Here is a 25,580-nt window from a genome sequence, read left to right as displayed (position 1 = left end):
AAGCATGTCATTATGCTTAAAAACAAATTGCTCAATGGTTTAAATAACTTTGAGCAAAAGCAAAGTTGAAGTTATGTCACAACCCCTATTTAAAAAAGTTGCATTTATTGGTTTAGGACTCATCGGGTCGAGTTTAGCTCGTGTTATTGTTGCAGAAAAGTTGGCCACAACTGTTGTTGCATCTACACGCTCACAGAAAACTTTAGAAGATGCAAAATCACTTGGCTTAATACAAGAAGGATTTTCTGATCCTGTTGAAGCCGTGAAAGGGGCAGATTTAGTTGTTTTAGCCTTGCCCGTACGTGCTACACAAAAAGTGCTTGAGCAAATTAAACCTTATTTGTCAGAAACCACGATTGTAACTGATGTGGGAAGTACAAAAGGTAATGTCGTTGATGCAGCAAAAGCTGTATTTGGTGAAAATTTACCAGCAGGTTTTGTACCGGGACATCCTATTGCAGGTAGTGAACACACGGGTGTTCATGCAGGTAGGGTTGATCTATTTGCAAATCACAAAGTAATTTTAACGCCGTTACCGACAAGTGCAGAATGGGCTGTTGATAAATTAATTCAACTTTGGTCAGCTGCTAAAGCTGAAGTCATTTGTATGGATGTTGCTAAGCATGATGAAGTGCTGGCGCATACGAGTCATCTACCACATTTAATGGCATTTAATTTGGTCGAGCAACTTGCAAATCGTGAAGATAATCTTGATATTTTCCGCTATGCAGCTGGTGGTTTTCGTGACTTCTCAAGGATTGCGGCCAGTGATCCTCAAATGTGGCATGACATTTTCTTTGCCAATAAAACAGCGATATTAAATGCTGTAGATGGCTTCGAAAAGCAACTTACCGTACTTAGAAAATTGATTGAAAACGAAGATTCTCATGCATTAATGGGTTTACTCGGCCATGCTCAAGCTGCACGTCAGCATTTCAATCATATGTTAGCCAAAAAACCTTTAATGGAGAAAAATAAGGTGACACAGCAATTCAGTATCTTACCGGGAAATAAGGCCTTTAAAGGTAAATTTACCGTACCGGGTGACAAATCTGTGTCACATCGCTCCATTATGTTTGGTGCTATTGCCGAAGGCACTACCCATGTAACTGGCTTCCTTGAAGGTGAAGATGCTTTGGCAACTTTGCAAGCTTTCCGTGATATGGGCGTAAGCATTGAAGGCCCTAAAAATGGTGAAGTGACTATTCATGGTGTAGGCATGCATGGTTTAAAAGCACCAGCAAGTGCATTGTATATGGGTAACTCTGGTACAAGCATGCGTTTGCTTTCAGGTATGCTATCAGCACAAAAATTTGATTCGGTGATGACAGGTGATGCATCACTTTCTAAACGTCCAATGGAGCGTATTGCTAAACCATTACGTTTAATGGGTGCACAAATCCAGACAACAGGTGAGAAAGGTACCCCACCTGTCAGCATTACGGGTGCTCAGCAATTAAAAGGTATTCAATACGATTTACCTATGGCATCTGCTCAAGTGAAGTCTGGTATTTTACTAGCTGGTTTATGGGCTGAAGGTGAAACTTCGGTAACTGAGCCGGAACCAACGCGTGACCACACAGAGCGCATGCTTCGTGCATTTGGCTATGATGTTAAAACCGAAGGCAACAAAATTTCTCTTGTTGGTGGCGGAAAATTAGTAGGTACTGACATTCAAGTACCATCAGATATTTCGTCAGCTGCTTTCTTTATGGTGGGTGCTGCAATTACTGAGGGTTCTGAAGTTATTCTGGAAGCTGTAGGTATTAACCCAACACGTACTGGCGTAATTGAAATTTTAAAACAAATGGGTGCTGACCTGACCGTTGAAAATGAACGTATTGCTGGTGGCGAACCTATTGCTGACATTCATATTAAAGGTTCACGCACGCTTAAAGGCATTCATATGCCTGAAGACCAAGTACCTTTAGCAATTGATGAATTCCCAGCTTTATTTATTGCAGCAGCTTGTGCCGAAGGCCAAACGGTACTAACCGGTGCGGCAGAACTTCGTGTGAAAGAGTCTGATCGCATTCAAGTCATGGCAGATGGCTTAAAAATCATGGGTATTGACTGCACGCCAACTGATGATGGCATCATTATCGAAGGTAAGGGTAAGTCAGGTGATTGGTCACCAATCTTTGCTGGTGGTGAAATCGAATCGCACCATGACCACCGTATTGCTATGAGTTTTAGTATGGCAGGTCTTCGTAATTCTGGTCCGATTACAATTCATGGTACTGAAACTGTGGCGACAAGTTTCCCAACTTTCACTGAGTTGGCGAATCGTGCAGGCTTAACAATTGAAGTTAGCCAATAACTTTTGACCTAACACATTTTATAATTGCTAACACAATAGCAACGGCAGCAGCGGGCTAAAGGCTTGGCTGCTGTTTGTTTATTGCTTATGCTAAGCGCAGATAATGATAAAAGTGTTAGGACAAAGGATGAAAAAATTACAATTTATTGCCAGTTGCCCACAACATGGAGTGCTTGATCATCCACCAAATGAATGCCATATCACTCAAGAATATGTAGCGGCTTTACTGTTTAAACAATTGGGACATTATGGCTTTGATGCACAGCACATTGTGCATGAACATGAAAAGGTAGAAGTCAGTATAGATAATCATCTTTTGCCATTATCTATTACTTGTCAGAAAACAGACCATGAAGGGCATTTGATGTGTGAAATCTCTGCCAATCCAGATGAAGAGCAAGACTGGTTTGAAAAGATTGAAACACAAAGCATTATTCGTCAGCTTGCACAGGCCGTTGAAAATAGTTTGAAAGCTGATCATAGCTTTTCAGCATTTGAATGGAAAAACTAAAACGTACACCTGTTAATACTTATTCATGAAGTACGACCTTTTAAAAAGTCGTACTATCTCTTTAGATTAAAGATAAAAATACAAAATCTTTCCTGAAATTCCTACCTATCTTTAATGCATTGTGTATATTGAAATTATTAAGATATTTACATAATTAGAGTGTGGTTTTCATGACACAAGTTAATATTGCAGCGTTATCTCCTCAAGTGGTTTGGCAGCATTTTCAAACACTTTGCGCTATTCCTCGTCCTTCAAAGCATGAACAGCAGCTTCGTGAATTTTTACAAAACTGGGCACAAAGTCGGAATTTAGAAACTTACGTAGATGAAGTCGGTAATTTAATTATCCGTAAGAATGCGACTGCGGGTAAAGAACATGTGTCTGGAGTCATTCTGCAAGGCCATTTAGATATGGTTACACAAACCAACACTGGCACAGTACACGACTTCTTTAAAGACCCGATTCGTCCAGTTCTTGAAGATGGCTGGTTAATTGCTAAAGATACAACTTTAGGTGCTGATAATGGCATTGGTGTAGCTTTAGCTTTGGCAGTTCTAGACTCAAATGATATTGCTCATGGCCCAATTGAAGTTCTTTTAACTGTTGATGAAGAAGCAGGTATGAGTGGTGCACGGCTTTTACAGGCAGGTGTGCTAAAAGGGAAATGGCTATTTAATATTGATACAGAAGAGTGGGGCGAGCTATATCTCGGATGTGCTGGCAGTATTGATGTTGAAGTTGAGCAACCACTTAATTATGAACCAATTCCTGAAAACTTGATGGTTGTGAATATTCAGGTTGCTGGCCTTAAAGGTGGTCACTCTGGTGTAGATATTCATTTAGGACGTGGCAATGCCAACGTTATTCTGGCCCGCTTTTTAAATGAGTATTTAGCAAAGCTGGGTGGACACCTTGTTGAATTTACAGGTGGTACAGCTCGTAATGCTTTACCTCGAGAAGCATTGGCAACTATTGCAATTTCGCCTAACCAATTACCTGAATTAGAAAAATTACTCGCTGAATATCAAACGACATGGAAAAAACAGCTACAAGGTATTGATGACAATCTGCAATTAACTATTCAGCCTAATAGTGCTGAAGTGACCGAAGTAATTGCTCAACAACAGCAAAACGAGTGGTTACAAGCTTTAGCAACAAGTCCTTATGGCGTTGCAAGTATGAGTCAAGCTCTCCCAGATGTGGTTGAGACTTCAAATAATATTGGGGTGGTGAGACTAAATAGAGAAGGCGGAAAAGCTGTTTTAATGGTTCGCTCAATGGTGAATCAAGAAGCTCAAGATTTTGCAGAAAAAATTCAGGCACATTTTAGTCAATTTAATATCGCCTCTATACTCACACCATTAGTTTCAGGTTGGACACCAAATCCTGACTCGGCTGCTCTAAAGTGCTTACAACAAGCCTATCAAAATGCATTTAATATTGAGCCCAATCTTAAAGTGATTCATGCTGGTTTGGAATGTGGAATTATTGCCGAACATTATCCACATTTACAGATGGTATCGTTTGGCCCAGATATTCAAGGGGCGCATGCGCCGGGTGAGCGAGTGAAAGTAGATACCGTAGATAAATGCTGGAAGCTGTTGGTAACGGCTTTGGCATCTGTAGAGTAATTTTTTAGAAATAAGAAGCTCAGTCATGAGCTTCTTAAACTTTGACCTTTACATGAAAATGATTTTTACCTAACTCGATAAATTCGATTTCATTCCTAATATAACTTTTACTCGATTTTTAAAAGCTGTCCTGTTTTGCTTAAAGTAAACTCATCAAAATCATTTGCTAAATAAAAATGACCTTTATAAAACTGGCGAACTTCTTCAGCAATAGCTTGCTGTCCAGTTCTATCCTGATGTCTAGGGCTAAAGTGCGTCAGAATTAAATTACCCAGAGATTGCTGCTCTGCAAATTGAGCCACCATTTTTGCTGAACTATGCATTGGACCTTTGCCGACTTTATCTAAAACCGTTTGCAAGTAAGTTGATTCGTGAATAAGTAGTTGAGCATCTTTGCAAGCGTCTGCTAACAGTTCAGGTTGGTCATTATCTCCACCTATAACTGCATGAATTTGCTGGTTTTGAACTTTGATAAAGTCTTGAGCTTTTAGAGTTTGTCCCTCAAATTCAACATCGTAACCTCGTTTTAAATGCCCCCAGATATCGCCTTTGGGTACGCCAAGCTGAGTTAGAGCTTGGGTATCTAATTTCTTGTGAATAGATTTGATATAAATGCTAAAAGCAAAACTTGGAACCCGATGACTTAGTGGATGTGCTTGAACAATGAATTCATCAGTGATCTGTTGCGACTGTGTTGCTTCATTCACATCAATAAATTGCAGTGAATAGGGTAAGTGTAAATCTGTAAGTTGGGCGGTGATTTCAAACCATTGTTGAATTTCTTTCGGTGCAATCACGATTAATGGTTTGCTGCGTGCATTCATACCTGCACTTGCCAATAAACCAATTAGGCCATAACAATGGTCGCCATGAACGTGTGTAATACAAATGGCAACCAAGTTTTGTAGAGATAGTCTGGCTTGTTGAATGCGGTGCTGCGTACCTTCACCAGCATCAACTAAAATCCAGTCCTTATTTTTACTATTACGAATTGCTAATCCTGAAACATTACGTGTCAGGGTAGGTACACCTGAAGAAGTACCTAAAAAAGTAAAATGAAGCATATTGTTGGAATTTTTTAGTCAAATGCGTAAAGGTATTATAGACACTTATGAAAATTTTATAAGAATAATGGAGGACGATAGCGACCGAGTGAAAAAATACTTGGCCCGTTTTGGATTAAGTTGGAATAATTTTTAGTAGTTACAGTGCTCATAAGATGATGGACATAGATACAATCTATGCCCATCAAATACACTTTATTTCATAATAATGAAGCGTGTAATGATTTGACGAAGCTGTTTTAAATAGCCTGTAAAGAAGTGGTTGGCGCCCGGTAAAATCGTAATTGGATGCTTTTGTGGTTTTGCCCATGCAATTGCATCTGAAAGTAAGGTAATGTCATCTTGCTCACCATGAATGAGTAGGATATCACCTTGAATTTCAGGAGTTTTATAGTGGCGTAAACCTACTACAGTAGCCGTTGGTAAACCGCATAAAATTAACTGTATAGGTCGTAATTCTGGATCAAGCTGTGCAAAGCATTTTGCCAGAACATGTGAACCGAAGCTGAAACCGCCTGCATAAAATGGTAGGCCTTCATGAAGCTTACGAACATGTTCAATTACAGCTAAGATATCTTCAGTTTCACCATGGCCTTCATCATGAACGCCTTCACTACCGCCTAAACCACGGAAGCTCGGGCGATAAACAATGCAACCATATTCATTAAAGATTTGGGTTAAAAGGGCAGGGACTTTATGTTGAGGGGTTCCACCTTGCAATGGGTGCGGATGACAAACAACCGCAAAGCCTTTGATTTCACCTTCAGGGCGGTCAACGAAAAGTTCAATTTTACCTACTGGACCCTGGATGAAAGTTTGCTCAGACATATAAGAACCGCTAAATAACAATACGTGATGCTATTTTACCGATAGTCGTCATTGAAAACACGAGTTAGCATTAAAAAATATCTACTGTTATAGTTGGTATTAAGAATAATTTTTTCAGGTTATGTATGCTTGCTTTAATTTCTCCTGCAAAAACTTTGGATTATGAAACAGCGTTACCTACAGATGAGTTTACTCAGCCTCGCTTGTTAGAACACTCAGCACAATTAATTGATGTTAGCCGTAAACTTTCTGCTTCGGAAATTGCGAGTTTAATGAGTGTTAGTGAAAAAATTGCCACATTAAATGCAGACCGATTTAGAGATTGGAAGCCCGAATTTGATTTTTCAAATGCTCGTCAGGCAATTTATGCATTTAAAGGTGATGTCTACACTGGTTTAGATTCTTATCATTTAAAAGACAAAGATATTGATTTTGCACAGCAGCATTTGCGTATGCTCTCTGGTCTATATGGTTTATTGCGTCCTTTAGATTTAATGATGCCTTATCGTTTAGAGATGGGGACTAAATTAAAAAATACGCGTGGTCATAATTTGTATGAATTTTGGGGTGATATCATCACTAACCAGATTAATGAAGACTTAGCAGAAATTAAATCTGAATTGCTGGTAAATCTAGCTTCAGATGAATATTACAAATCTGTCAATGAAAAGAAAATTAAGGCTGAAATTATTAAGCCAGTTTTTCTAGACCAGAAAAATGGCAAATATAAAGTCATTAGTTTCTATGCGAAAAAAGCACGTGGTTTAATGGCTCGTTTTATTATTGAAAACCAATTAAATAAAGCTGAGGACATCAAAGCGTTTAATACCGAGGGTTACTACTTTGATGCTGATAATTCATCGGCAAAAGAGTTGGTGTTTAAACGTGATGAGCAAGTGGCTTAGCCTTACTCAAGTTAAACTCTCGTAAGCGGTAACTATCGTGAAGTGGCATGGATGCCACCGTTTCGCTGTATTACATGGATGTAATATCAGCGAAACAAAAGATTTTTGTTACTTTTCCTCTTTGAAAAGTAAAATACCTATACAAGTTGCACTAAAATTACAACGGCAATTAAAGGCTGTGTTCTTGCAAGAAATAAATTACTTAAAGAAATAACCTGTTTCTGGTGAGCTTGCATTTGCCATACGTTTACGTGGCATACGACCTGCTAAAAATGCTTCACGTCCAGCTTCAACAGCTTTTTTCATTGCAGAAGCCATCAAAATAGGGTTTTGAGCAGCTGCAATCGCTGTATTCATCAGCACGCCGTCACAACCAAGCTCCATAGCAATGGCTGCATCACTTGCTGTACCAACGCCTGCATCTACCAAAACTGGTACTTTTGCATTTTCTTTAATAATTGAAATAGTGTGCGGGTTTAAGATACCTAAACCTGAACCAATTAGACTACCTAAAGGCATAATCGCAACACAGCCCATACTTTCAAGTTCTTGAGCAATGATTGGGTCATCAGAGGTATAGACCATAATCTCAAAACCGTCATCAATCAAAGTACGAGCGGCTTTTAATGTCTCGGTTACATTAGGATATAAGGTTTTTTCATCACCCAACACTTCAAGTTTTACTAGGTTATGACCATCGAGTAGCTCACGTGCTAGCATACAAGTACGAACTGCGCTATCAGCATCAAAACAACCTGCGGTATTTGGCAAAATTGTATATTTTTCTGGTGGAATGACAGACAGTAAATTTGGTTGATCTGGATTTTGTCCAATATTCACACGGCGGATTGCGACAGTTACGATTTCTGCACCACTGGCTTGAATAGCTAAATCCGTTTCATTTAAGTCTTTATATTTGCCAGTTCCTACCAATAAACGAGATTGAAAAGAACGTGAACCAATAATGAGAGGGGTGTCTTGCATGGATAACTCCGACTTAGCCGCCGCCAACAGCGTGAATAATTTCGATACGGTCATGTTGAGCAATAGTGATTTGCTCTAATTTGCTTTTAGAAACGATTTGCTGATTGTGTTCGACAGCAAAGCGTTTTCCTTCAAGTGCCATTTCCTGAATGAGTTGCAACAGGTTTTGACAAGGCGTGTCCGTTAATTCGCCATTTAAATAAATTTGCATGATCACATTCCAATTATTTTGCGTATTTTAGGGCATTCCAAGCCAAAACGAGCCATCCAGCTATCATAAATGCTCCACCAATTGGGGTAATTGCCCCTAAAATTCTCGGTAATCCAAGTGCCATGATATAGAGTGAACCACAGAAAAATAAAATACCAATCTGAATCAATATGAATGGCAATTTAATGGGGAACGTCAGGATAACTTTGCTTAAAATACCAAGTGCTAGTAAGCCTAAAGCATGGTAGAAAAAGTAGTCGGTTGCAGTATGCCACCAAACAAGTTGCTCAGGACTCGCATGAGCTTTAAGACCATGTGCTCCAAAAGCACCCAACATAACTGCAAAGGCAAGATTAAGGGCTGAAATGGCAATCCACATAACAAAAAACGCAAATGAATAATGAAGGGCAACGTTATCATAGATTGGGTTGGCTAAACATAGCCAGATAAAACAAAAGGGCTAAACGCCCTTTTATTTTTAAACTTATTTTTTAGCTTGCAGACATAGCAATTTTAATTTTTTCCATTGCATTCTTTTCAAGCTGGCGAATACGCTCTGCTGATACATTATATTCGGCTGCTAACTCGTGGAGAGTAGACTTGTCATCATCTAACCAGCGACGTTGTAAAATATTACGCGAACGATCATCTAACTGATCCATTGCATCATGTAAGGCAGATGTACTTTGCTCTTCCCAGTCTTCATTTTCAACTAAGCGAGCTGGATCATAGCGATTATCTTCAAGATACAATGCAGGTGCAGTATGTGGGGTGTCATCGTCGTCGTCGCCTTGAGCTTCGAAAGCAGCATCATAAGCGGTTAAACGACCTTCCATCTCCAGAACTTGTTCTGCAGTAACATTTAAGTCATTCGCAATCGATTGAGCTTCTTCGAGCGTTAATTTTTTACTCGATTTTTTTAAACTACGTAAATTGAAAAATAATTTACGTTGTGCTTTGGTCGTTGCAATTTTGACAATACGCCAGTTACGAATAACGTATTCGTGAATTTCTGCTTTAATCCAGTGGACGGCAAAAGATACAAGACGCACGCCCATATTTGGGTCGAAACGCTTCACGGCTTTCATTAAGCCTAAATTACCTTCTTGAATAAGGTCGCCTTGTGGTAGGCCATAACCTGCATAGCTGCGCGCAATGTGAACGACGAAACGTAAATGCGACATTACCAGCATTTTTGCGGCATCAAGATCTTGGTCATAATAATAACGTTCAGCAAGTTCTTTTTCTTGCTCGGCCGTTAAAATAGGAATCTGATTGACAGTACTGATATATGCACCAAGGTTTACACCGGGCGCAGACAATGACAGGGGCATCAATTGATTGCTGCTGTCACTCATGATTTCTCCTTGTAGGATCGGATGGGATAACCAATAAATTCATCTTAATTTGAATCAGCTTCATAATTAAGGAAAATTGGGTAGAGAAATGTAAAATTTTATGCAATTTCTAATCTTTTAGTTTATCAAAGAATCATTGAGTTTCAATTAAATAGTGAAATTCTCTTTCAGATATATGTGTTGTTTGACACATAAAATGATGTAAACCACAGTAACGAGTTACATCTATTTCACTATGAGGGTCAGAAGATTTTAATAAGAATAGCTGTTTACCCGATACTTTTTTGAGTTCGCGTTTTAGCATTAATAAAGGCATCGGACAGGGTTGGCCCAAAGCATTAATTTCAATGGGGGCTGTAGTAGAAGAAGTGTTGGTCATTCATCATCAAAACAACTAAAAAAATTATTCTAACAAATTTTTTTATAAATGCTGCACATTTTATAAAAGAAGAAACAAGCAATTACCTATAAAAAATATTGTAATAAGCTGTTTAAAAAAACGACTAAAAATACGGGGAATAATTGAAAAAAATTCTATTAATTGTCATAAACCCGTGGTAAGCTCGAACCGTTTTAAGATTTACCACACACTTAAATTGGTTTAAAAATCTTATAACAAATGGATGTAACCGGAAATTGTTGATAGTTTTACAGAATGATTACAAGCTTTAAGATTATAAATATTTTAAACACTTGTTTGCTCTGCTGTTTGCAACACCGGAAGGTCCTTTTTTCAACATCTGAGGATTGACTTATGACAGCTCGCGAACAAGGCGTAGTAAAGTGGTTTAACGACACTAAAGGTTTTGGCTTTATTCAACGTAACGGTGGTGATGACGTATTTGTTCATTTCCGCGCAATCGTTGGTGACGGCCACCGTTCTTTACGTGACGGCCAACGCGTAGAATTTAGTGTAGTACAAGGTCAAAAAGGTTTTCAAGCTGAAAACGTTCAGCCTTTAGACTAATTCATCTTTTTGATGAATCATGGACGCTCCAATTTTTGAATTGGGGCGTTTTTGTTTATAATGATCTTCTCATTAGAGAGATTGTTTGTTAGAGCACGTATTTATGACATCTGGTTTTGAAACCTTGAATTTACATCCGCAACTTAAAAAGGCGATTGATGCTTTAGGGTTTAAGCAAATGACCCCGATTCAGCAAAAGGTTTTAAAATATACGTTGGGCGGGCATGATGCGATTGGTAGAGCGCAAACAGGAACAGGTAAAACTGCTGCTTTCCTTATTAGTGTAATTAATGACTTGTTACATAATCCGATTCAAGAGCAGCGTTTTCGTGGTGAGCCACGTGCCTTGATTTTGGCGCCTACGCGTGAATTGGCATTGCAAATCGAAAGCGATGCAAAGTTACTCACAAAATTTTCAGATTTACACATCGTGACACTGTTGGGTGGCGTAGATTTCGATAAGCAAAAGAAACAGTTAGATGCTAATTTTGTCGACATCATCGTTGCCACTCCTGGGCGTCTAATTGATTTTGTAGAACAAAAAGAAGTTTGGCTCGATCAAATTGAATTTTTAGTCATCGATGAAGCTGACCGCTTATTGGACATGGGTTTTATTCCTTCTGTAAAACGTATTGTGCGTTATTCCCCACGTAAGGAACAACGCCAAACGCTCATGTTCTCGGCTACTTTTAGTTATGATGTGCTTAATTTGGCAAGACAATGGTTGTTTGAACCAATCACTGTTGAGATTGAGCCTGAGCAAAAAACTAACAACGATGTTGAGCAACGCGTTTATGTAGTCGCTAAACAAGATAAATATCGTTTGCTACAAGATATTTTGCGTGAAGAGCCTATCGATAAAGTTATGATTTTTGCGAATCGACGTGATCAAGTACGCCGTCTTTATGATCATTTAAAGAGAGATGGATATCGGGTCGGTATGCTTTCAGGTGAAATTGCTCAAGATAAACGTTTAAAAATGTTAGAGCAGTTTAAGCAGGGTAAAAATAACGTCATGATCGCAACTGATGTTGCAGGCCGTGGTATTCATGTTGATGGCGTATCTCATGTGATCAACTATACTTTACCTGAGCAATCAGATGATTATGTACATCGCATTGGACGTACAGGTCGTGCTGGGTCACAAGGTGTAAGTATTAGTTTCTTATCTGAAGATGATGCTTTTTACTTGCCCGAGATTGAAAAAGCAATTGGTAAGAAATTGCCATTAACCCGTCTAGACGGTTATTGCTAATAAAAAAAATCCCAATCAGTTGATTGGGATTTTTTTTGATTAATTAATTTTACAATAGAACGTAAGGGTTGTTTGATAATCATCATCTTTTGCAAGTGATGCATTTTTGCCAGTTAAGGTGCCAATTACACCAGCCGCTGCTTCAACCATTTGGCCAGTTTTTTCGCTTACAACATCTTTTAATACACCGTTGTATGTTGTTTTTTCATCTACTACAACAGGACTCGTGCTTTTTGAACAAGTTTTTTGAGCGGCAGTAATCGCATTATTTTTTGCAATTAGATTCGTTTTACCAATACCTGTGACTTCAAATTGATTATTTTCTTTTTGAACTGCCAAAGTATTCTTAGGCGTAGTGGCACAAGCACCTAGTAATAAAACAACACTACTCAACGCACTCGCTAAAATTATTTTTTTCATGTTTCACCTAATATCGCTAATCGTCAAAAGATCTCACTATTTGAACACAAGTTTTCTAATTGATTTTGAAGACGTTGTATAAGTTTTGATGTTTTGTCTTAAAAAAATGTCAAAGCACGAACTCGTTATTTTTATGTTCTAGATACAATGGTGGATTATCTGTAGATTATGCTAATCTATTTTGAATTTTTTGAGTTAGATCAATATTAATGACGGATTCAGCAATACAGATAATTCATCAGAATATTCACCAACGTCAATCTATTGGTCAATTGATTGAGCCTGCTCCAAATGCAGATCAATTAGAGTTGGCTTTTCAAGCTGCGTTAACTGCTCCTGACCACCATAGACTTAAACCAACACGTTTTGTCGTTGTCGAGGCTGAGCAACGTGGTGCTTTTGGTGAGGTTTTAGCAAAAGCTTTGGCTGATTTAGGTGAAACCGACTCAGCACAGCTTGAGCGAGTGAAGCAACATCCTTTCCGCGCGCCTTTACTCATTTTGGCGCTTACGCAGCTGCAAGATCACCCTAAGGTTCCACATTTTGAACAGATTTTAAGTACTGGGGCTGCTGTACAAAATCTTTTATTGTCTTTGCAAGTTCAAGGTTTTTCTACCATGTGGCGTAGTGGGGCTGTTGTCGAGTCAAACTGGTTAAAACAGCATTTAGGATTGCAACCACATGATTTAATCTCAGGTATTATTTATGTGGGTACGGCAGCTAAAGCGATTGCGCCGCGTGCAGATATTGAAAGTAAAGAATTCGTAAAAGTTTGGCAGGCATAAAAGTCTGTAGAAGTAAGAAATAGGATAATAAAGCATGACTGAATTTAAGTTTACAGATTTAGTGGAACCTGTTGCGGTCGATAAAAAAACAGCATTACGTATTACTGTTTTAGGTGGAGGCAGTTTTGGTACGGCTATGGCAAATTTAGCTGCACGTAATGGCTGTGACACCATGATCTGGATTCGTGATGCTGATACAGCTGAAGAAATCAATAAAACCCATATTAATAAACGTTATTTGCCAGACTTTGTTTTAGAGCCCTCATTACGTGCTGTGTCTGACCTTGAACAAGCAGTATGTGATCGAGATATTATTTTAGTGGCCATTCCTAGCCATTCATTTCGTGATGTCTTAAAACAAATTGCTCCTTTTATTACTGCACAAGCGATTGTCTCTCTAACCAAGGGGGTCGAGGCTAAAACTTTTAGCTTCATGAGCGATATTATTCGCGAAGAATTGCCAGAAGTTCCTTATGGGGTATTGTCTGGACCAAACCTCGCTAAAGAGATTATGGCGGGAATGCCATCTGGTACCGTTATTGCCAGTGATTCTGAACTTGTTCGTTATGCTGTACAGCATGCTCTGCATAGTGCGTTATTCCGAGTTTTTGGTAGTGATGATGTGCATGGTGTTGAACTGGGTGGAGCACTTAAAAATATTTATGCCGTTGCAATGGGAATTGGTGCAGCTTACAAAATTGGTGAAAACACCAAGAGTATGATTTTAACGCGTGCTTTGGCCGAGATGAGCCGTTTTGCAGTTAAACAGGGTGCAAACCCATTAACGTTCTTAGGTTTATCTGGCGTTGGTGACTTATTTGCAACCTGTAATAGTCCATTAAGCCGTAATTATCAAATTGGTTATGCTTTGGGTTCAGGTAAAACACTTGACCAAGCGAGTAAAGAATTGGGGCAAACTGCTGAAGGAATTAATACAATTGTTCAGGTACGCGGTAAAGCAGAAGAACTAGACGTATATATGCCAATTACCAACGCTTTATATGAAGTTATCTTTGAGGGGGCGCCTCCTTTAAATATTGCCTTATCTCTTATGAAAAATGGGCACCGTAGTGATGTTGAGTTTGTTTTACCTCATCATGAAGTCTGAAGAAGAAATGTCATAAATTACGGTTATAATGCAAGAATTATTAACAAGGAATATTTATGCAACTGACATTAGTTCGTCATGGGGAAGCTGCTCCTCCAGTAAATGGTAATGATACTAAACGTCCACTTACTGCTCGTGGGCATGCTCAAGCTGAACAGACAGCAACATTTTTAAAAGATATTGTTAAGCCTGACATTTTTATAGTGAGTCCATTATTGCGTGCTCAAGAAACATTAGCGCATATTCAAACTTACTTTAAAGATGTTCCCGTGCTGTTATGCGATAAAATTAAACCAGACGATAATGCGAAAGAAGCGGTTGAGTGGTTGTCTCAGGTTCCGTATGAGTCAATTGTAGTCGTGTGTCATATGAATGTAGTAGGGCATATTGCTGAACTACTGACTCATGAAAACTTTAATCCATTTGCACTTGCCGAAGCTCGAATTTATGATCAGGCTGTGATTGCTACTGGTTTATCAACACAAAAAAATAGTTTTGTACCCACAATATAATTAAAAAGGTCATTTAGCCCATTATGCTGTATTTATGGATGCCTGAAACCAATGGAATATGGCATTGGTCTAACGGAGAAAACTGGTTGCAGGCAGCAAGTCTTGATCAATTAATACAAGATCTGCAACTACATCAAGGAAAAGAAGCTGTCATCTTTTTCCCTAGTCGCCATGCTCAGGTACTCCAGCAGCACATGGCAAAGTCTCATTACAAGCAACTCGGGGCAGATGGTGTTAAATATTTGCTTGAAGAATTTGTGACTTTGCCGATTGATCATATGAAAGTGGTTCATCATTTTCATGCTGATCAATTGACCGTATTGGGAGTAGCAAAAACAACAGTAGAAACATGGCAACATGCAATGGCTTTGCTGCCTATTAAGCTCGTTGCTTTATTGCCAGACTTTTTAATTTTACCGGAACCTCAAGATCAGCAAGTAGTCTTATGTAATATTGATCAGAAATTACTTGTGCGTGAAAGTAAATGGGTCGGTAATTCGCTAGATGATTTAGGATTGTTTTTAGAGTTCCAGCCGGTTGAAACACATTATCAATATAGTGGTTTGACATCAGAACAATTAGAAAGCTTGATGGCAGCCTCAAGTGCTGAGCAGCGTTCAGAATTTATTTATCAATTTCAGGCTTTAGATAAACCTAAACAGCATCCTTTTAATGTTCTACCTAAAGCTAAAGGGCAAGAGCAAACGGTTTCGGGTTATTGGAAAGCATGTGCGGCTGTTATTTTAGCAATTATATTGGTTCAGTTTAGCTATGACTTGTTGCGCTGGGTAAAGTTAAAAAATGTGGCTAATCAAACCGCTGAGCAGACGATAGAGCAATATAAATATTGGTTTGGTTCTTCTAGTCGTGTGAATGAGCAGAACATAAAAAGCCAATTTGAAAGTCATTTACGCATGAGTAAGCAAGGTGATACACAAGCACTTTCTTTATTGAGTCGTGTTGGGCCTATTTTAATGCAAAGACAAATTTTAGCTCAGCAGTTAAATTATGATGCGTCAATATTAACAATGGCATTAAAAGCAAAGTCGGCAGATGATTTGCAAGCTTTAACTCAGCAACTTAACCAGCAGGGATTCAAAGCAGAGCTCGGTAATGTTCAAGCCGATGGTGGTGGGGCAATCGGGGTGGTGAAAATACAATAATGAAAATGATAACTCAATTGCAAAACCACTTTGATCAGTGGGTTGAACAGATCGTTCAATATTTAGATCGCTTAACTGTACGTGAACGTATTATGGTGGTCTTTACTACAATCTTTGTAGTCGTGGCTATTGTCGGAGCTTCACTTTGGAAAATGCATTCTTTGGCAGAGCAACAACAACAACGGTTAAATGATTTAAAAGATTTGATGGTATGGATGCAGAGCAATGCGGTTACCATGAAACCCGCAAATGAACTTGAGTTGGGTCAATCGGAAAAAATACAACGTGTAGCTCAGCAACAAGGCTTAACGGTCACTTCTCAACAAAATGGTGAGCAGTTACAAATTGTTGTTACTCATCAGAATTATGCAATTTTAGCGAACTTTTTAACCCAGCTTGCACAAATGGGCTTAAGTATTCAAAAAATGGAAATGGTTTCAAGTGACGGACAGATTAAATTAACAGCGACGGTTCAATAACATATTAAAATATGGTGTTCTTAAGCATGGTGTTTTGTGCTGCCTGTGCCTATAATATGCCTACCTAAAATCAGTAGATTGTGATTGGTATGTTATATTCACTTGCTCGCCCGATGTTGTTTAGTTTAGCACCAGAGCGTGCCCATGAATTAACATTATCTATGCTTGATAAAGCACATAAGTTCGGCCTGCTACGCCAGAGCGTAGAGTCAAAACCAACAACCTGTATGGGAATTGAATTTCCAAATCCAGTAGGTTTGGCGGCTGGACTTGATAAGAATGGTGCACATATTGATTCTTTAGCCGGACTTGGTTTCGGTTTTATTGAAATTGGAACAATTACACCACGTCCTCAGTCGGGTAATCCACAACCGCGATTGTTCCGTATTCCTGAAGCTAAAGCCATTATTAACCGCATGGGTTTTAATAATGATGGTGTTGATAAGCTTGTTGAGAATGTCAAAGCTTCAAAATTTAAAGGAATTCTAGGCATTAACATTGGTAAGAATGCAGATACGCCTGTAGAAAAGGCTGTTGATGATTACCTGATTTGTCTTGAGAAAGTTTATAACTACGCCTCTTATATTACTGTTAATATCTCATCTCCAAATACTAAGAACTTAAGAAGTTTACAAAGTGGCGACGCATTAACTGAATTATTGCAAACATTAAAAGAAAGACAACTTGAGCTTGCCGAGCAATATAACCATTATGTTCCTTTAGTTTTAAAAGTTGCACCTGATTTAACAGTTGAAGATGTTGAGTTTATTGCAGCACAATTATTGCAATTTAAGATTGATGGTTTAATCGTTACCAATACGACTTTATCTAGAGATGGTGTAGAAAATCTTCCTAATGGTAACGAATCGGGTGGATTATCAGGTGCGCCTGTTTTTGAAAAAAGTACCGAATGCTTACGTTTATTTGCCCAAACGTTAAAAGGACAAATCCCGTTGATTGGCGTGGGGGGAATTTTGTCGGGTGAACAAGCAGCAGTCAAACAGCAAGCTGGAGCAACATTAGTACAAATCTATAGCGGATTGATTTACACCGGTCCTATATTAGTAAAACAATGTGTTGCAGCCATGACTTAAGTGAATATGAACACAATTGATATCATTATTCTGATACTTTTGCTCATTGGGGGGCTAAACGGTTTGCGACAAGGATTTATCAAAGCCTTTGCGAACTTGGTAGGATGGATCATTGCATTAATTATGGGTGCAAAATATGCTGTCCTTCTTGCGCCGTCCATGTCTGGTTTGAGTCATGATCCGGTTGTTCAAAAAATTGCAGCTTTTGCATTTATAGCACTGATGATCATTGTTTTAACATGGATCGTCACTGCATTTTTAAATGGCCTCTTGAAAAGTCTGAAATTGGGGCCATTAAATCGTTTAGCAGGTGGTGCTTTTGGTTCCTTAAAGGGCTTGTTGGTTGTGTTGATTACAATGCAAGGCGTTGGGCCTTGGGTTGAAAGTTCACCAAATTGGAAACAGTCCGTACTTATACAATTTTTACTGCCTTATGCACCTTTAGCGACCGAATTGTCTAAAGATGCTGCAAGTGAGGCATTTCATCAAATAACATCTGGAGGTAGTGCATCAAGCACCCCTTCAAAACCAATGGACGAATCGGAAGATTTAGAAAACCGATCCGACCATTCGACAAAGAATCCTTTTTATTAATTCCTAGCTTGTCTGCGAGGTTGCTATGTGTGGAGTTGTTGGTATAGCCGGTAAATCGCCAGTGAACCAAATGTTGTTTGATGCTTTAACGATGTTGCAACATCGTGGGCAAGATGCAGCTGGAATAGTAACCTGCCATGAAGGCCGTCTTTTCCTTCGTAAGGATAACGGTATGGTGCGTGATGTTTTTCATACTCGTCATATGAGAGCATTACTTGGTAATTATGGTATTGGCCATGTACGTTACCCAACTGCTGGTTCTGCTAGCAGTGCTGAAGCACAACCATTTTATGTGAACTCACCTTACGGTATTACGCTTGCACATAATGGTAACTTAACCAATGCCGAAGATATTCATGATGATCTGTTTAAAACAGATTTACGTCATATGAATACGGACTCTGACTCAGAAGTTCTTTTGAACGTATTCGCACATGAGTTGCAGAAGAACGGTACTTTAAATCCTACACCAGATGATATCTTTCACTCAGTTTCTCGTGTACACGAGCGCTGTCTAGGTGCATATGGCGTAGTGGCAATGATTACTGGTCATGGTTTGGTTGGTTTCCGCGATCCAAACGGTATCCGCCCACTGATTTATGGTTCACGTATGACTGAAAAAGGCGAGATGGAATACATCATCGCCTCTGAATCAGTTGCTATTACAGCACTTGGTTTCAAAATTGAGCGTGATATTGAACCGGGTGAAGCAATTTTCATCAATTCAGATGGTGAATTGTTCTCAAGACAATGTGCAGCTAATCCAAAATACCGTCCATGTATTTTTGAATATGTTTATTTTGCACGTCCTGATGCCATTATTGATGGAATTTCAGTTTATAAAGCTCGTTTAAAAATGGGTGAAAAACTTGCCCATAAAATTTTACGTGACTGGGGTGAGGACCATGATATTGATGTGGTTATTCCAATTCCAGATACGAGCCGTACTTCAGCATTAGAGCTTGCAAATATTCTAGGTGTGAAGTTTCGTGAAGGTTTTATGAAAAACCGTTATATCGGTCGTACCTTCATTATGCCAGGTCAGCAACAACGAAAAAAATCAGTACGCCAGAAATTAAACCCTGTAGAACTTGAGTTTAAAGGTAAGAATGTTTTACTGGTTGATGACTCAATTGTACGTGGTACAACCTGTAACGAAATTATCCAGATGGCACGTGATTCTGGTGCAAAAAAAGTATACTTTGCGTCAGCAGCACCAAAAGTGATGTATCCAAACGTTTATGGTATTGATATGCCTGCTAAAGCTGAGCTTATTGCTTCAGAACGCAGTGTAGAAGAGATCCAGGAAATTATTGGTGCTGATCGTTTGGTTTTCCAAGAATTGGAAGACTTGAAAAATGCTGTACGTACTAGCAAGGTACCTGATCTAACTGAGTTTGATTGCTCTGTATTTGATGGCGTTTATGTAACAGGCGATATTGATGGTGCTTATCTAAATAATTTGGAGCAGAAGCGTAATGATTCTGCTAAAAAGAAAAAAGATGGCTACATTGATGTGAATGTTGACGCTGCTTCTGTAGATTTAACAGGCATTAAAGAAGAATAGAAATAGCTGAAAAAAGCGGGTGTTTCCCGCTTTTTTCTTTTATGATGAAAACTAACAATGTAATTGGGAATATTTACATTGAAAGAAGTAAGCCACTATCTAATCGAAAATAAGAATATGGCATGGTCCATCACTATGTGTTTGGTTGCTGTGCTGCTTACTATTTTTATCTTAAATTTAATTTTAGGTTTACTCGTCCATTTTTTTGATTATAGCCAGCCCATCTGGTGGCATACCTTAAGCCCTTATTTCGTCGCGCTATTACTTTTTATTATGGTTTGGTCGGTAGTTACTGAGCTTTATATCTTGCGTAAAGGTGGACATTCTTTAGCAAAACAACTGAAAGCGCGTCGTTTAGTAAAAGAAGAAAGTACGCCAGAAGAGCTTGAAGCATTAAAAATTACTGAATATTTGGCGCAAAATTTTTCACTTAAAGTTCCAACCTTATATGTTTTACCTGATGAAGTAGGTGTAAATGCGCTTACGGCAGGTTTTCACCCTAAAGATATTGTGATCATTTTGACATGGGGAGCTTTGCAAAATCTGGATAAACTTGAACTATATGGTTTGTTGGGCCATGAGTTTAATCAGATTTTATCAGGTGAAGCTGTTGAAAATACTAAATTAAAGATTTTATATAGTGGATTAACGACATTTAGTCAGTGGGGCAGTAAATTAGCAAAACAAGGCTTTAAACGCTACAGCCCAGGTTATAAACATAAATTTGAAACTGTATTTGTTGCAGTGGGTGGTGTTATTTGGCTAGCTGGAAGCCTAGGTGTACTAATTACCCGATTCATTAAATATTTAACTTTGAGTGGACGCACATTTCGTAATGATCAAAAAACGGTACGATTATTAAAAAATAGTGCTAATACTCAGACTTTGTTGCGTATTTATGTTCACCATTCTGGCTCACAAATTCATAGTGCCTATTCTGAATCAATCGCGCATATGTGTTTTGCTAACTCACTGAGTCCGCAAAGTTGGATGAATATTCACCCAAGTATTCGTGAACGTATTTACGAGTTAAATCCGACTTTGCTACAAGATTTACAATTAGAAAATTTAAAAAAGCTTCGCAATCGTCCGTTATTTAGTTTATTTCATTTTTTAGAAGAGTCTGAAAAAGAAATTTATGTTCCTTGGTCATCTCCACAACCTTTGCCTTTATTAAGGTTGTCACCCATTAGTTTTGCATTAAATGATGCCATTAAGCCTCTTAGTAGTGATGTACGTCGTAATAAAAAGCGTCCTGAGCTAATTCAGCGCGCACTACAAACTGCTACGGGTTCACGTGAGGTAATGGTCGCTATTTTGATGATTCGCCAATATCGAGAATTTATCCCAAAAGATGCGCCAGTTAGTCATGCCATTATTGATGCCTTATTAAATCTTGATGGGCGTATCCATATTCAGATATTTCATGATGCTTGTAAAAACATTGGGCATATGCCGGCAAGCATTGCGCGACAATTTCTAACAAAACTAGCGCTTATTATTCAAGAAGATGGCGAGATTGGTCTGTTAGATGCGCTTTTGCTGGAACGGGTTAAATATGAGTTGAATTTAATGCCGTTACATTTGCCAACAGCATTTGAAGAAGTAAAACCTCAAATTGTTCGTTTAATTGATGCCTTGCTTCATGTCCAGCAAATTAATAGTCCAAATCAGTTAGAAGTACGTGAACGTATTTTGCGTTCGCTACTTAATCCAGATGAAATGTATGTCTATGATGAGATTTCAGACGAGCCTTTAGATTTGGCTGAAATTTTAAATGACATTGCAGGTTTATTATTGCGTGACCGTCTTAGTATTCTTGCGATTGCAGAAATGTGCTTGTGGAGTGATCGTATTATCACACAAGACGAACTAGATGTACTTGAATTACTTTATTGGCGATTTGGCTTTGAGACAGAAGAAATTGTTGAGCAAATGCAAAAAAGAAATAGTGTTATGATTATTTAAAAGACATCTACGATTATAAAAACAGCTGAACGAAATAAAACACTGAAAAAAAAACTCAAGCCCGTTAGAATGTAGCTTAAGTAGAGGTATTGATTCAAACATGATTGGGCAGCAAAGAAATATATTGGCGGCTTTGGGGATTGATGTATGGATTCCTAAGACACAGGTGTGCCAAAAAAATAATGCTCAAAGCCTTTGGCGGGATCATGTCGTAGAAGAACCAGAACCGATCATACTACCCTCTGTAGAACCCACAGTTCTTGAGCAGCAGCCAGCAAAGCCAAAAATTAACGATATTCCAAAAATTGAACCTGAAATTGTGGCGCCAGTTTCAATACAGGCTCAACCCATTATAGAATCTCGTAATGAAGTGCAAGCACCTGCCATTAAAATTGCATCATTTGAGTTGCAGGCTTTTTCTCTTGAAAAATGTGTTATTTTTTTAGATGTTACTAATTTAGCTGAAGAAGAAAAACAGCTCTGGAATAACATACAAAAAGCGAAAATAGGGCAGTATGCTGAACTAAAATGGCCTTTTCCTTTAGCTGCGTATCAAGATCAGCGGGGCGCTGGTTCATATATACAAGGCTTTTTAGATGCTGTTGCAGCGGATAAAAAGATATTATGTCTTGGTGAATGTTCTTATATTCAACATGCCAATATTATCCATTTGGCAAGTTTAAAAGAAATGCTGGAGAAACCACTCCTTAAAAAAAGGTTATGGAAATTAATGCAAGATAACAACGAGTAGTAGGGATTTACATGAAAAAAGTTGTAGTTTTTAGCCAAATTGATGAAGAAATTTTGTCTCGATTACAACAGGATTATCATGTTGTGGTTCTTAACCCAAAATTGGGTGATATTAATGAACAAATACGACAACACGTTGTCGATGCTGATGGGATGATTGGTGCAGGACGGGTACTGAATGAAAATAACCTTGCACCTGCCCAAAAACTAAAAATTATTTCATCTGTAACAGTGGGCTATGACAATTATGATGTGGCTTATTTAAACCAAAGAAAAATCTGGTTAGCGAATACACCCCATGTTTTAACTGAAACAACAGCTGATCTTGCTTTTACATTATTACTAAGTGCTGCTAGAAAAGTACCTTTCCTTGATCATTGGACTAAACAAGGTGAATGGAAAAGAACAGTAGGGCCTCAGCAGTTTGGTTTAGATGTTTTTGGAAAGACATTAGGTATCATTGGACTTGGCAATATTGGTGCTGCAATTGCACGTCGTGGTTTTTATGGATTTAACATGAATATTGTTTACCATAATCGTCGTGAAAAGCCTGAATTGGCTGAACCATTAAATGCAGAATATCTTGGTCTGGATCAATTGCTACAGCAGTCTGATTTTGTAGTAACTGCAGTCGATTTAAATAATGAATCGAAAGCCTTAATGGGCAAAGCTCAGTTTGAGCTTATGCAAAAACACGCTATTTTTATTAATATTGCTCGTGGTTCAGTGGTTGATGAGCAAGCTTTAATTGAAGCTTTACAGCAAAATCAGATCTTTGCTGCAGGTTTAGATGTGTATGAAAAAGAGCCTTTACAAGATTCGGGGCTTTTTAAATTGCCGAATGTAGTGACTTTGCCTCATGTGGGATCGGCTACTGCTGAAACCCGTAAAAAAATGGCAAACCTGGCTTATAGAAATTTGGTTGAAGCTTTAGAGGATAAAACACCTAGATATCTGGTAAACCAAAACTTTATATAAGTGATTAATAACACTTCATTGCAAAACTAGTCGATTTCGAGTGATATAGTAAAAGTCTATTGATTGAAAACCAATTTTTATGGTTTACATCAATAGTCTTTTTTTATGGTTTAATTTTAATAGAGAAAAACTTTTGAGATTTTTGCCAGTTCTTTTAAGTGCGACTTTTATAGCAAATGCTTCGTATGCACAGTCTTTCGACCCTCAGCCATCTGCGAATCAGGTGGAAATTCCGAATATCGGAAGTGGAATAGGTTTGCTTGATCAACAAAAAGAAAAATTTATTGGTGAAAAAGTTTTCCGTGAAGTTCATAAACAAATGCCTGTTATCCAAGATATCTGGCTCGAAGACCAATTTTTTCAAGTATTTTCAAGTATTTTGAGTGAGACTCAACTTGGTCAGCCTATTGGTCTAGTTGTTATTAAAGATCCACAAATCAATGCATTTGCTGTTCCGGGCGGTCTATTTGCGCTTAATACAGGACTTATTGCTTCAGCTCGCAATATTGATGAAATTGCTGGGGTGATGGCGCATGAAATTGCACACGTATCACAAAGACATTTTAGTCGTTCAGAGGAAGCCTTTAAGGGACAAACGTTATTAAGTTTAGCTGGGCTTTTAGCTGGTGTGGCCATAGCTGCACAGGGTGGTGGAGATGCAGGAGCAGCAGTGATGTTGGGAACGCAGGCTGCATTAATGGATAGCCAGTTAACATACAGTCGAAATCAGGAGCGTGAAGCTGACCGTATTGGTATGCAATATATGTATGCAGCGGGTTATAACCCGCAAAGTATGGCAGACTATTTTGAAACAATGCATCGTGCGACTAGTCGGGTAAGTTTTTTACCAGATTTCTGGCTGACCCATCCATTAACGACTGAGCGCATGAGTGAGGCCCGACTTCGTGCGAACCAGATGCCTAAAGTCAAAAATCGCATATATGATGCTGATTTTGAAATTTTAAAATGGTACACAATGGTAGTTTCAAATCAGGCTACCGAAAACCAACTACAGAGTTTAGCCTCACAAAAAAATATTGCGGGTCTTATTGCTTTGGCAGCTTTTTATGTAAAACAAGGTGATTATGTACAAGCGCAGTCTACTTTAGAACAAGTCAAATCTAGTGGAAAACCTCTTGTTACACTCTTGCAGACCGATATTTATCTGGGGCAAAACAAGTTAGATCAAGCCTATACTTCAATTGCTTCTACACAAATGACTATGCCTGAAAATAGGGCTTTTAGTTATAAGTTGGCTGAAGTGTTGCTGCGCCAAGGAAAATTTTCACAGGTTCAAACTCTTGTTCAACGGTTTATCAATAAAAACCCAAGAGATATCCAAGGTTGGCAATTTTTGCAGCAGGCTGCTAATTTGGACAAGACAGGACCATTGAGAGCAGTCAATGTTTTACGCTATCGAGCAGAAGCTGAATATTGGTCGGGGAGTGAAGAGAATGCAATTAAATCGATGTTGCATGCTCAGCGATTAGCAAAAGACAATCAAGCAATGTCAGCTAGAATAGACAGTAGATTGAAACAAATGCAAGATGAGCGAAGAATGAAAATTTGAAAATATATCTTTCAAAAAATTCAATTATATAAACACGCCCAAACTAAAAGGAACTTTGGTTTGAGAGAATATAAAATTTTAAGAGAAGAGATTAAGCTAATTTAGCTTTAATTTTTGCTGAAACTACAGAAGGATCGGCACGCCCGGCTATGATCGGACGTAGAGAATTCATCACCTTACCCATATCTTTCATGCTAGTTGCTTCTTGAGCAGAAATCGTTTGCTCAATGAGAGAATCAAGCTCTTCCTCAGTCATAGCTTCTGGTAGAAACTGAGATAAAATCTCAGCTTCGGCTTGTTCTTTACTAGCTAAATCATCACGACCAGCACCTTCAAAGGCTTTGATCGATTCTTTACGTTGTTTAATTTGCTTTTCAATGACCGCAAGAACCTGAGCGTCGCCAAGCTCTATGCGCTCATCGACTTCGATTTGCTTAATTGCTGCTTGTAGACTACGCAAAACCGTCACTGTTGCCATATCTTTGGCACGCATAGAAGTTTTTAATGCATCAGTAATTTGGTTTTTTAAAGTAGTCATAATTCAGCAGTCAATCACAA

At 38.5% G+C, this 25,580-nt stretch carries 27 protein-coding genes; 18 read left to right on the top strand and 9 right to left on the bottom strand.

What is annotated here, in order from left to right; all coding sequences use genetic code 11:
• Positions 1-73: 73 nt before the first annotated feature.
• From ACS125_RS16805 to ACS125_RS16795, 3 genes are all read left to right on the top strand, one after another.
• The gene (locus ACS125_RS16805) at positions 74-2,320 is read left to right on the top strand and encodes a bifunctional prephenate dehydrogenase/3-phosphoshikimate 1-carboxyvinyltransferase (RefSeq protein WP_443273465.1); all 2,247 of its coding nucleotides are present in this window, start codon (positions 74-76) and stop codon (positions 2,318-2,320) included.
• Between the two features lie 127 nt (positions 2,321-2,447).
• On the top strand, positions 2,448-2,831 hold the full coding sequence (locus ACS125_RS16800; RefSeq protein WP_005068294.1) for a hypothetical protein: 384 nt from the start codon (positions 2,448-2,450) through the stop codon (positions 2,829-2,831).
• 170 nt (positions 2,832-3,001) lie between these two features.
• Complete coding sequence (locus ACS125_RS16795; RefSeq protein ID WP_443273462.1) at positions 3,002-4,462, top strand: aminoacyl-histidine dipeptidase; 1,461 nt, start codon at positions 3,002-3,004, stop codon at positions 4,460-4,462.
• Positions 4,463-4,569: 107 nt separating this feature from the next.
• Here ACS125_RS16795 and ACS125_RS16790 read toward each other — a convergent pair whose 3' ends face one another.
• Positions 4,570-5,526: a ribonuclease Z gene (locus ACS125_RS16790; protein ID WP_443273460.1), complete on the bottom strand. Its 957-nt coding sequence runs from the start codon at positions 5,524-5,526 to the stop codon at positions 4,570-4,572.
• A 195-nt stretch (positions 5,527-5,721) separates the two neighbouring features.
• The gene (locus ACS125_RS16785; protein WP_005306997.1) at positions 5,722-6,354 is read right to left on the bottom strand and encodes an alpha/beta hydrolase; all 633 of its coding nucleotides are present in this window, start codon (positions 6,352-6,354) and stop codon (positions 5,722-5,724) included.
• A gap of 125 nt (positions 6,355-6,479) precedes the next feature.
• Here ACS125_RS16785 and yaaA point away from each other — a divergent pair, with 125 nt between their 5' ends.
• Complete coding sequence (gene yaaA / locus ACS125_RS16780) at positions 6,480-7,259, top strand: peroxide stress protein YaaA (protein WP_443273458.1); 780 nt, start codon at positions 6,480-6,482, stop codon at positions 7,257-7,259.
• Positions 7,260-7,457: 198 nt separating this feature from the next.
• Here the strand turns inward: yaaA and ACS125_RS16775 are convergent, their stop codons facing one another.
• From ACS125_RS16775 to ACS125_RS16755, 5 genes are all read right to left on the bottom strand, one after another.
• Positions 7,458-8,243, bottom strand: coding sequence for a thiazole synthase (locus ACS125_RS16775; protein ID WP_001154366.1), 786 nt, complete (start codon positions 8,241-8,243; stop codon positions 7,458-7,460).
• 13 nt (positions 8,244-8,256) lie between these two features.
• Positions 8,257-8,454 carry a sulfur carrier protein ThiS gene (gene thiS / locus ACS125_RS16770; protein ID WP_004791249.1) on the bottom strand — a complete coding sequence of 66 codons (198 nt, stop codon included), beginning with the start codon at positions 8,452-8,454 and terminating at the stop codon, positions 8,257-8,259.
• A gap of 13 nt (positions 8,455-8,467) precedes the next feature.
• Positions 8,468-8,833 (bottom strand): DUF423 domain-containing protein, encoded by a 366-nt coding sequence (locus ACS125_RS16765; protein ID WP_004643452.1) that lies wholly within the window; start codon positions 8,831-8,833, stop codon positions 8,468-8,470.
• Positions 8,834-8,945: 112 nt separating this feature from the next.
• On the bottom strand, positions 8,946-9,812 hold the full coding sequence (gene rpoH, locus ACS125_RS16760; protein ID WP_004791254.1) for an RNA polymerase sigma factor RpoH: 867 nt from the start codon (positions 9,810-9,812) through the stop codon (positions 8,946-8,948).
• Between the two features lie 133 nt (positions 9,813-9,945).
• Positions 9,946-10,191 carry a sulfurtransferase TusA family protein gene (locus tag ACS125_RS16755; RefSeq protein WP_004791256.1) on the bottom strand — a complete coding sequence of 82 codons (246 nt, stop codon included), beginning with the start codon at positions 10,189-10,191 and terminating at the stop codon, positions 9,946-9,948.
• Between the two features lie 375 nt (positions 10,192-10,566).
• Here ACS125_RS16755 and ACS125_RS16750 point away from each other — a divergent pair, with 375 nt between their 5' ends.
• Both ACS125_RS16750 and rhlB read left to right on the top strand, forming a co-directional pair.
• A complete protein-coding gene (locus ACS125_RS16750; RefSeq protein ID WP_000126912.1) occupies positions 10,567-10,779 on the top strand; it encodes a cold-shock protein in 213 nt (70 codons plus the stop codon).
• A gap of 103 nt (positions 10,780-10,882) precedes the next feature.
• Complete coding sequence (gene rhlB, locus ACS125_RS16745; RefSeq protein ID WP_004791258.1) at positions 10,883-12,034, top strand: ATP-dependent RNA helicase RhlB; 1,152 nt, start codon at positions 10,883-10,885, stop codon at positions 12,032-12,034.
• 39 nt (positions 12,035-12,073) lie between these two features.
• On the opposite strand, the gene ACS125_RS16740 is transcribed toward rhlB, so the two are convergent.
• Complete coding sequence (locus ACS125_RS16740; RefSeq protein WP_003650739.1) at positions 12,074-12,454, bottom strand: hypothetical protein; 381 nt, start codon at positions 12,452-12,454, stop codon at positions 12,074-12,076.
• Between the two features lie 209 nt (positions 12,455-12,663).
• Between ACS125_RS16740 and ACS125_RS16735 the strand changes: the two genes are divergently transcribed.
• From ACS125_RS16735 to ACS125_RS16680, 12 genes are all read left to right on the top strand, one after another.
• Positions 12,664-13,239 carry a nitroreductase family protein gene (locus tag ACS125_RS16735; protein ID WP_199986748.1) on the top strand — a complete coding sequence of 192 codons (576 nt, stop codon included), beginning with the start codon at positions 12,664-12,666 and terminating at the stop codon, positions 13,237-13,239.
• A 34-nt stretch (positions 13,240-13,273) separates the two neighbouring features.
• Positions 13,274-14,347 (top strand): NAD(P)H-dependent glycerol-3-phosphate dehydrogenase, encoded by a 1,074-nt coding sequence (locus ACS125_RS16730; RefSeq protein WP_443273449.1) that lies wholly within the window; start codon positions 13,274-13,276, stop codon positions 14,345-14,347.
• Between the two features lie 56 nt (positions 14,348-14,403).
• Positions 14,404-14,859 carry a SixA phosphatase family protein gene (locus ACS125_RS16725; RefSeq protein ID WP_111854341.1) on the top strand — a complete coding sequence of 152 codons (456 nt, stop codon included), beginning with the start codon at positions 14,404-14,406 and terminating at the stop codon, positions 14,857-14,859.
• A 23-nt stretch (positions 14,860-14,882) separates the two neighbouring features.
• Entirely contained in the window at positions 14,883-16,022 is a 1,140-nt protein-coding gene (gspL, locus tag ACS125_RS16720) for a type II secretion system protein GspL (RefSeq protein WP_443273447.1), read from the top strand.
• The gene (gene gspM / locus ACS125_RS16715; RefSeq protein WP_443273445.1) at positions 16,022-16,501 is read left to right on the top strand and encodes a type II secretion system protein GspM; all 480 of its coding nucleotides are present in this window, start codon (positions 16,022-16,024) and stop codon (positions 16,499-16,501) included. The genes gspL and gspM overlap by 1 nt, the downstream gene beginning before the upstream one ends.
• 89 nt (positions 16,502-16,590) lie before the next feature.
• The gene (locus ACS125_RS16710) at positions 16,591-17,595 is read left to right on the top strand and encodes a quinone-dependent dihydroorotate dehydrogenase (protein ID WP_107882607.1); all 1,005 of its coding nucleotides are present in this window, start codon (positions 16,591-16,593) and stop codon (positions 17,593-17,595) included.
• A gap of 6 nt (positions 17,596-17,601) precedes the next feature.
• Positions 17,602-18,189, top strand: a complete 588-nt coding sequence (locus ACS125_RS16705) for a CvpA family protein (protein WP_107882606.1) — start codon at positions 17,602-17,604, stop codon at positions 18,187-18,189.
• A gap of 25 nt (positions 18,190-18,214) precedes the next feature.
• Entirely contained in the window at positions 18,215-19,756 is a 1,542-nt protein-coding gene (gene purF / locus ACS125_RS16700; RefSeq protein WP_443273442.1) for an amidophosphoribosyltransferase, read from the top strand.
• Positions 19,757-19,834: 78 nt separating this feature from the next.
• On the top strand, positions 19,835-21,724 hold the full coding sequence (locus tag ACS125_RS16695; protein ID WP_005306963.1) for a M48 family metalloprotease: 1,890 nt from the start codon (positions 19,835-19,837) through the stop codon (positions 21,722-21,724).
• Between the two features lie 100 nt (positions 21,725-21,824).
• Positions 21,825-22,475 carry a hypothetical protein gene (locus tag ACS125_RS16690; RefSeq protein ID WP_443273440.1) on the top strand — a complete coding sequence of 217 codons (651 nt, stop codon included), beginning with the start codon at positions 21,825-21,827 and terminating at the stop codon, positions 22,473-22,475.
• Between the two features lie 11 nt (positions 22,476-22,486).
• Positions 22,487-23,452 (top strand): 2-hydroxyacid dehydrogenase, encoded by a 966-nt coding sequence (locus ACS125_RS16685; RefSeq protein ID WP_144731705.1) that lies wholly within the window; start codon positions 22,487-22,489, stop codon positions 23,450-23,452.
• Positions 23,453-23,594: 142 nt separating this feature from the next.
• Positions 23,595-25,022, top strand: coding sequence for a M48 family metalloprotease (locus ACS125_RS16680; RefSeq protein ID WP_443274014.1), 1,428 nt, complete (start codon positions 23,595-23,597; stop codon positions 25,020-25,022).
• 91 nt (positions 25,023-25,113) lie between these two features.
• Here ACS125_RS16680 and ACS125_RS16675 read toward each other — a convergent pair whose 3' ends face one another.
• The gene (locus ACS125_RS16675; RefSeq protein ID WP_004791284.1) at positions 25,114-25,560 is read right to left on the bottom strand and encodes a GatB/YqeY domain-containing protein; all 447 of its coding nucleotides are present in this window, start codon (positions 25,558-25,560) and stop codon (positions 25,114-25,116) included.
• Positions 25,561-25,580 lie beyond the last annotated feature (20 nt).

It is taken from the genome of Acinetobacter sp. PFS20, from assembly GCF_052261015.1.
Classification (GTDB): Bacteria; Pseudomonadota; Gammaproteobacteria; order Pseudomonadales; family Moraxellaceae; genus Acinetobacter.
Note: the sequence above shows the minus strand (reverse complement) of the source record. Positions and strands in the feature narration are given on the sequence as shown.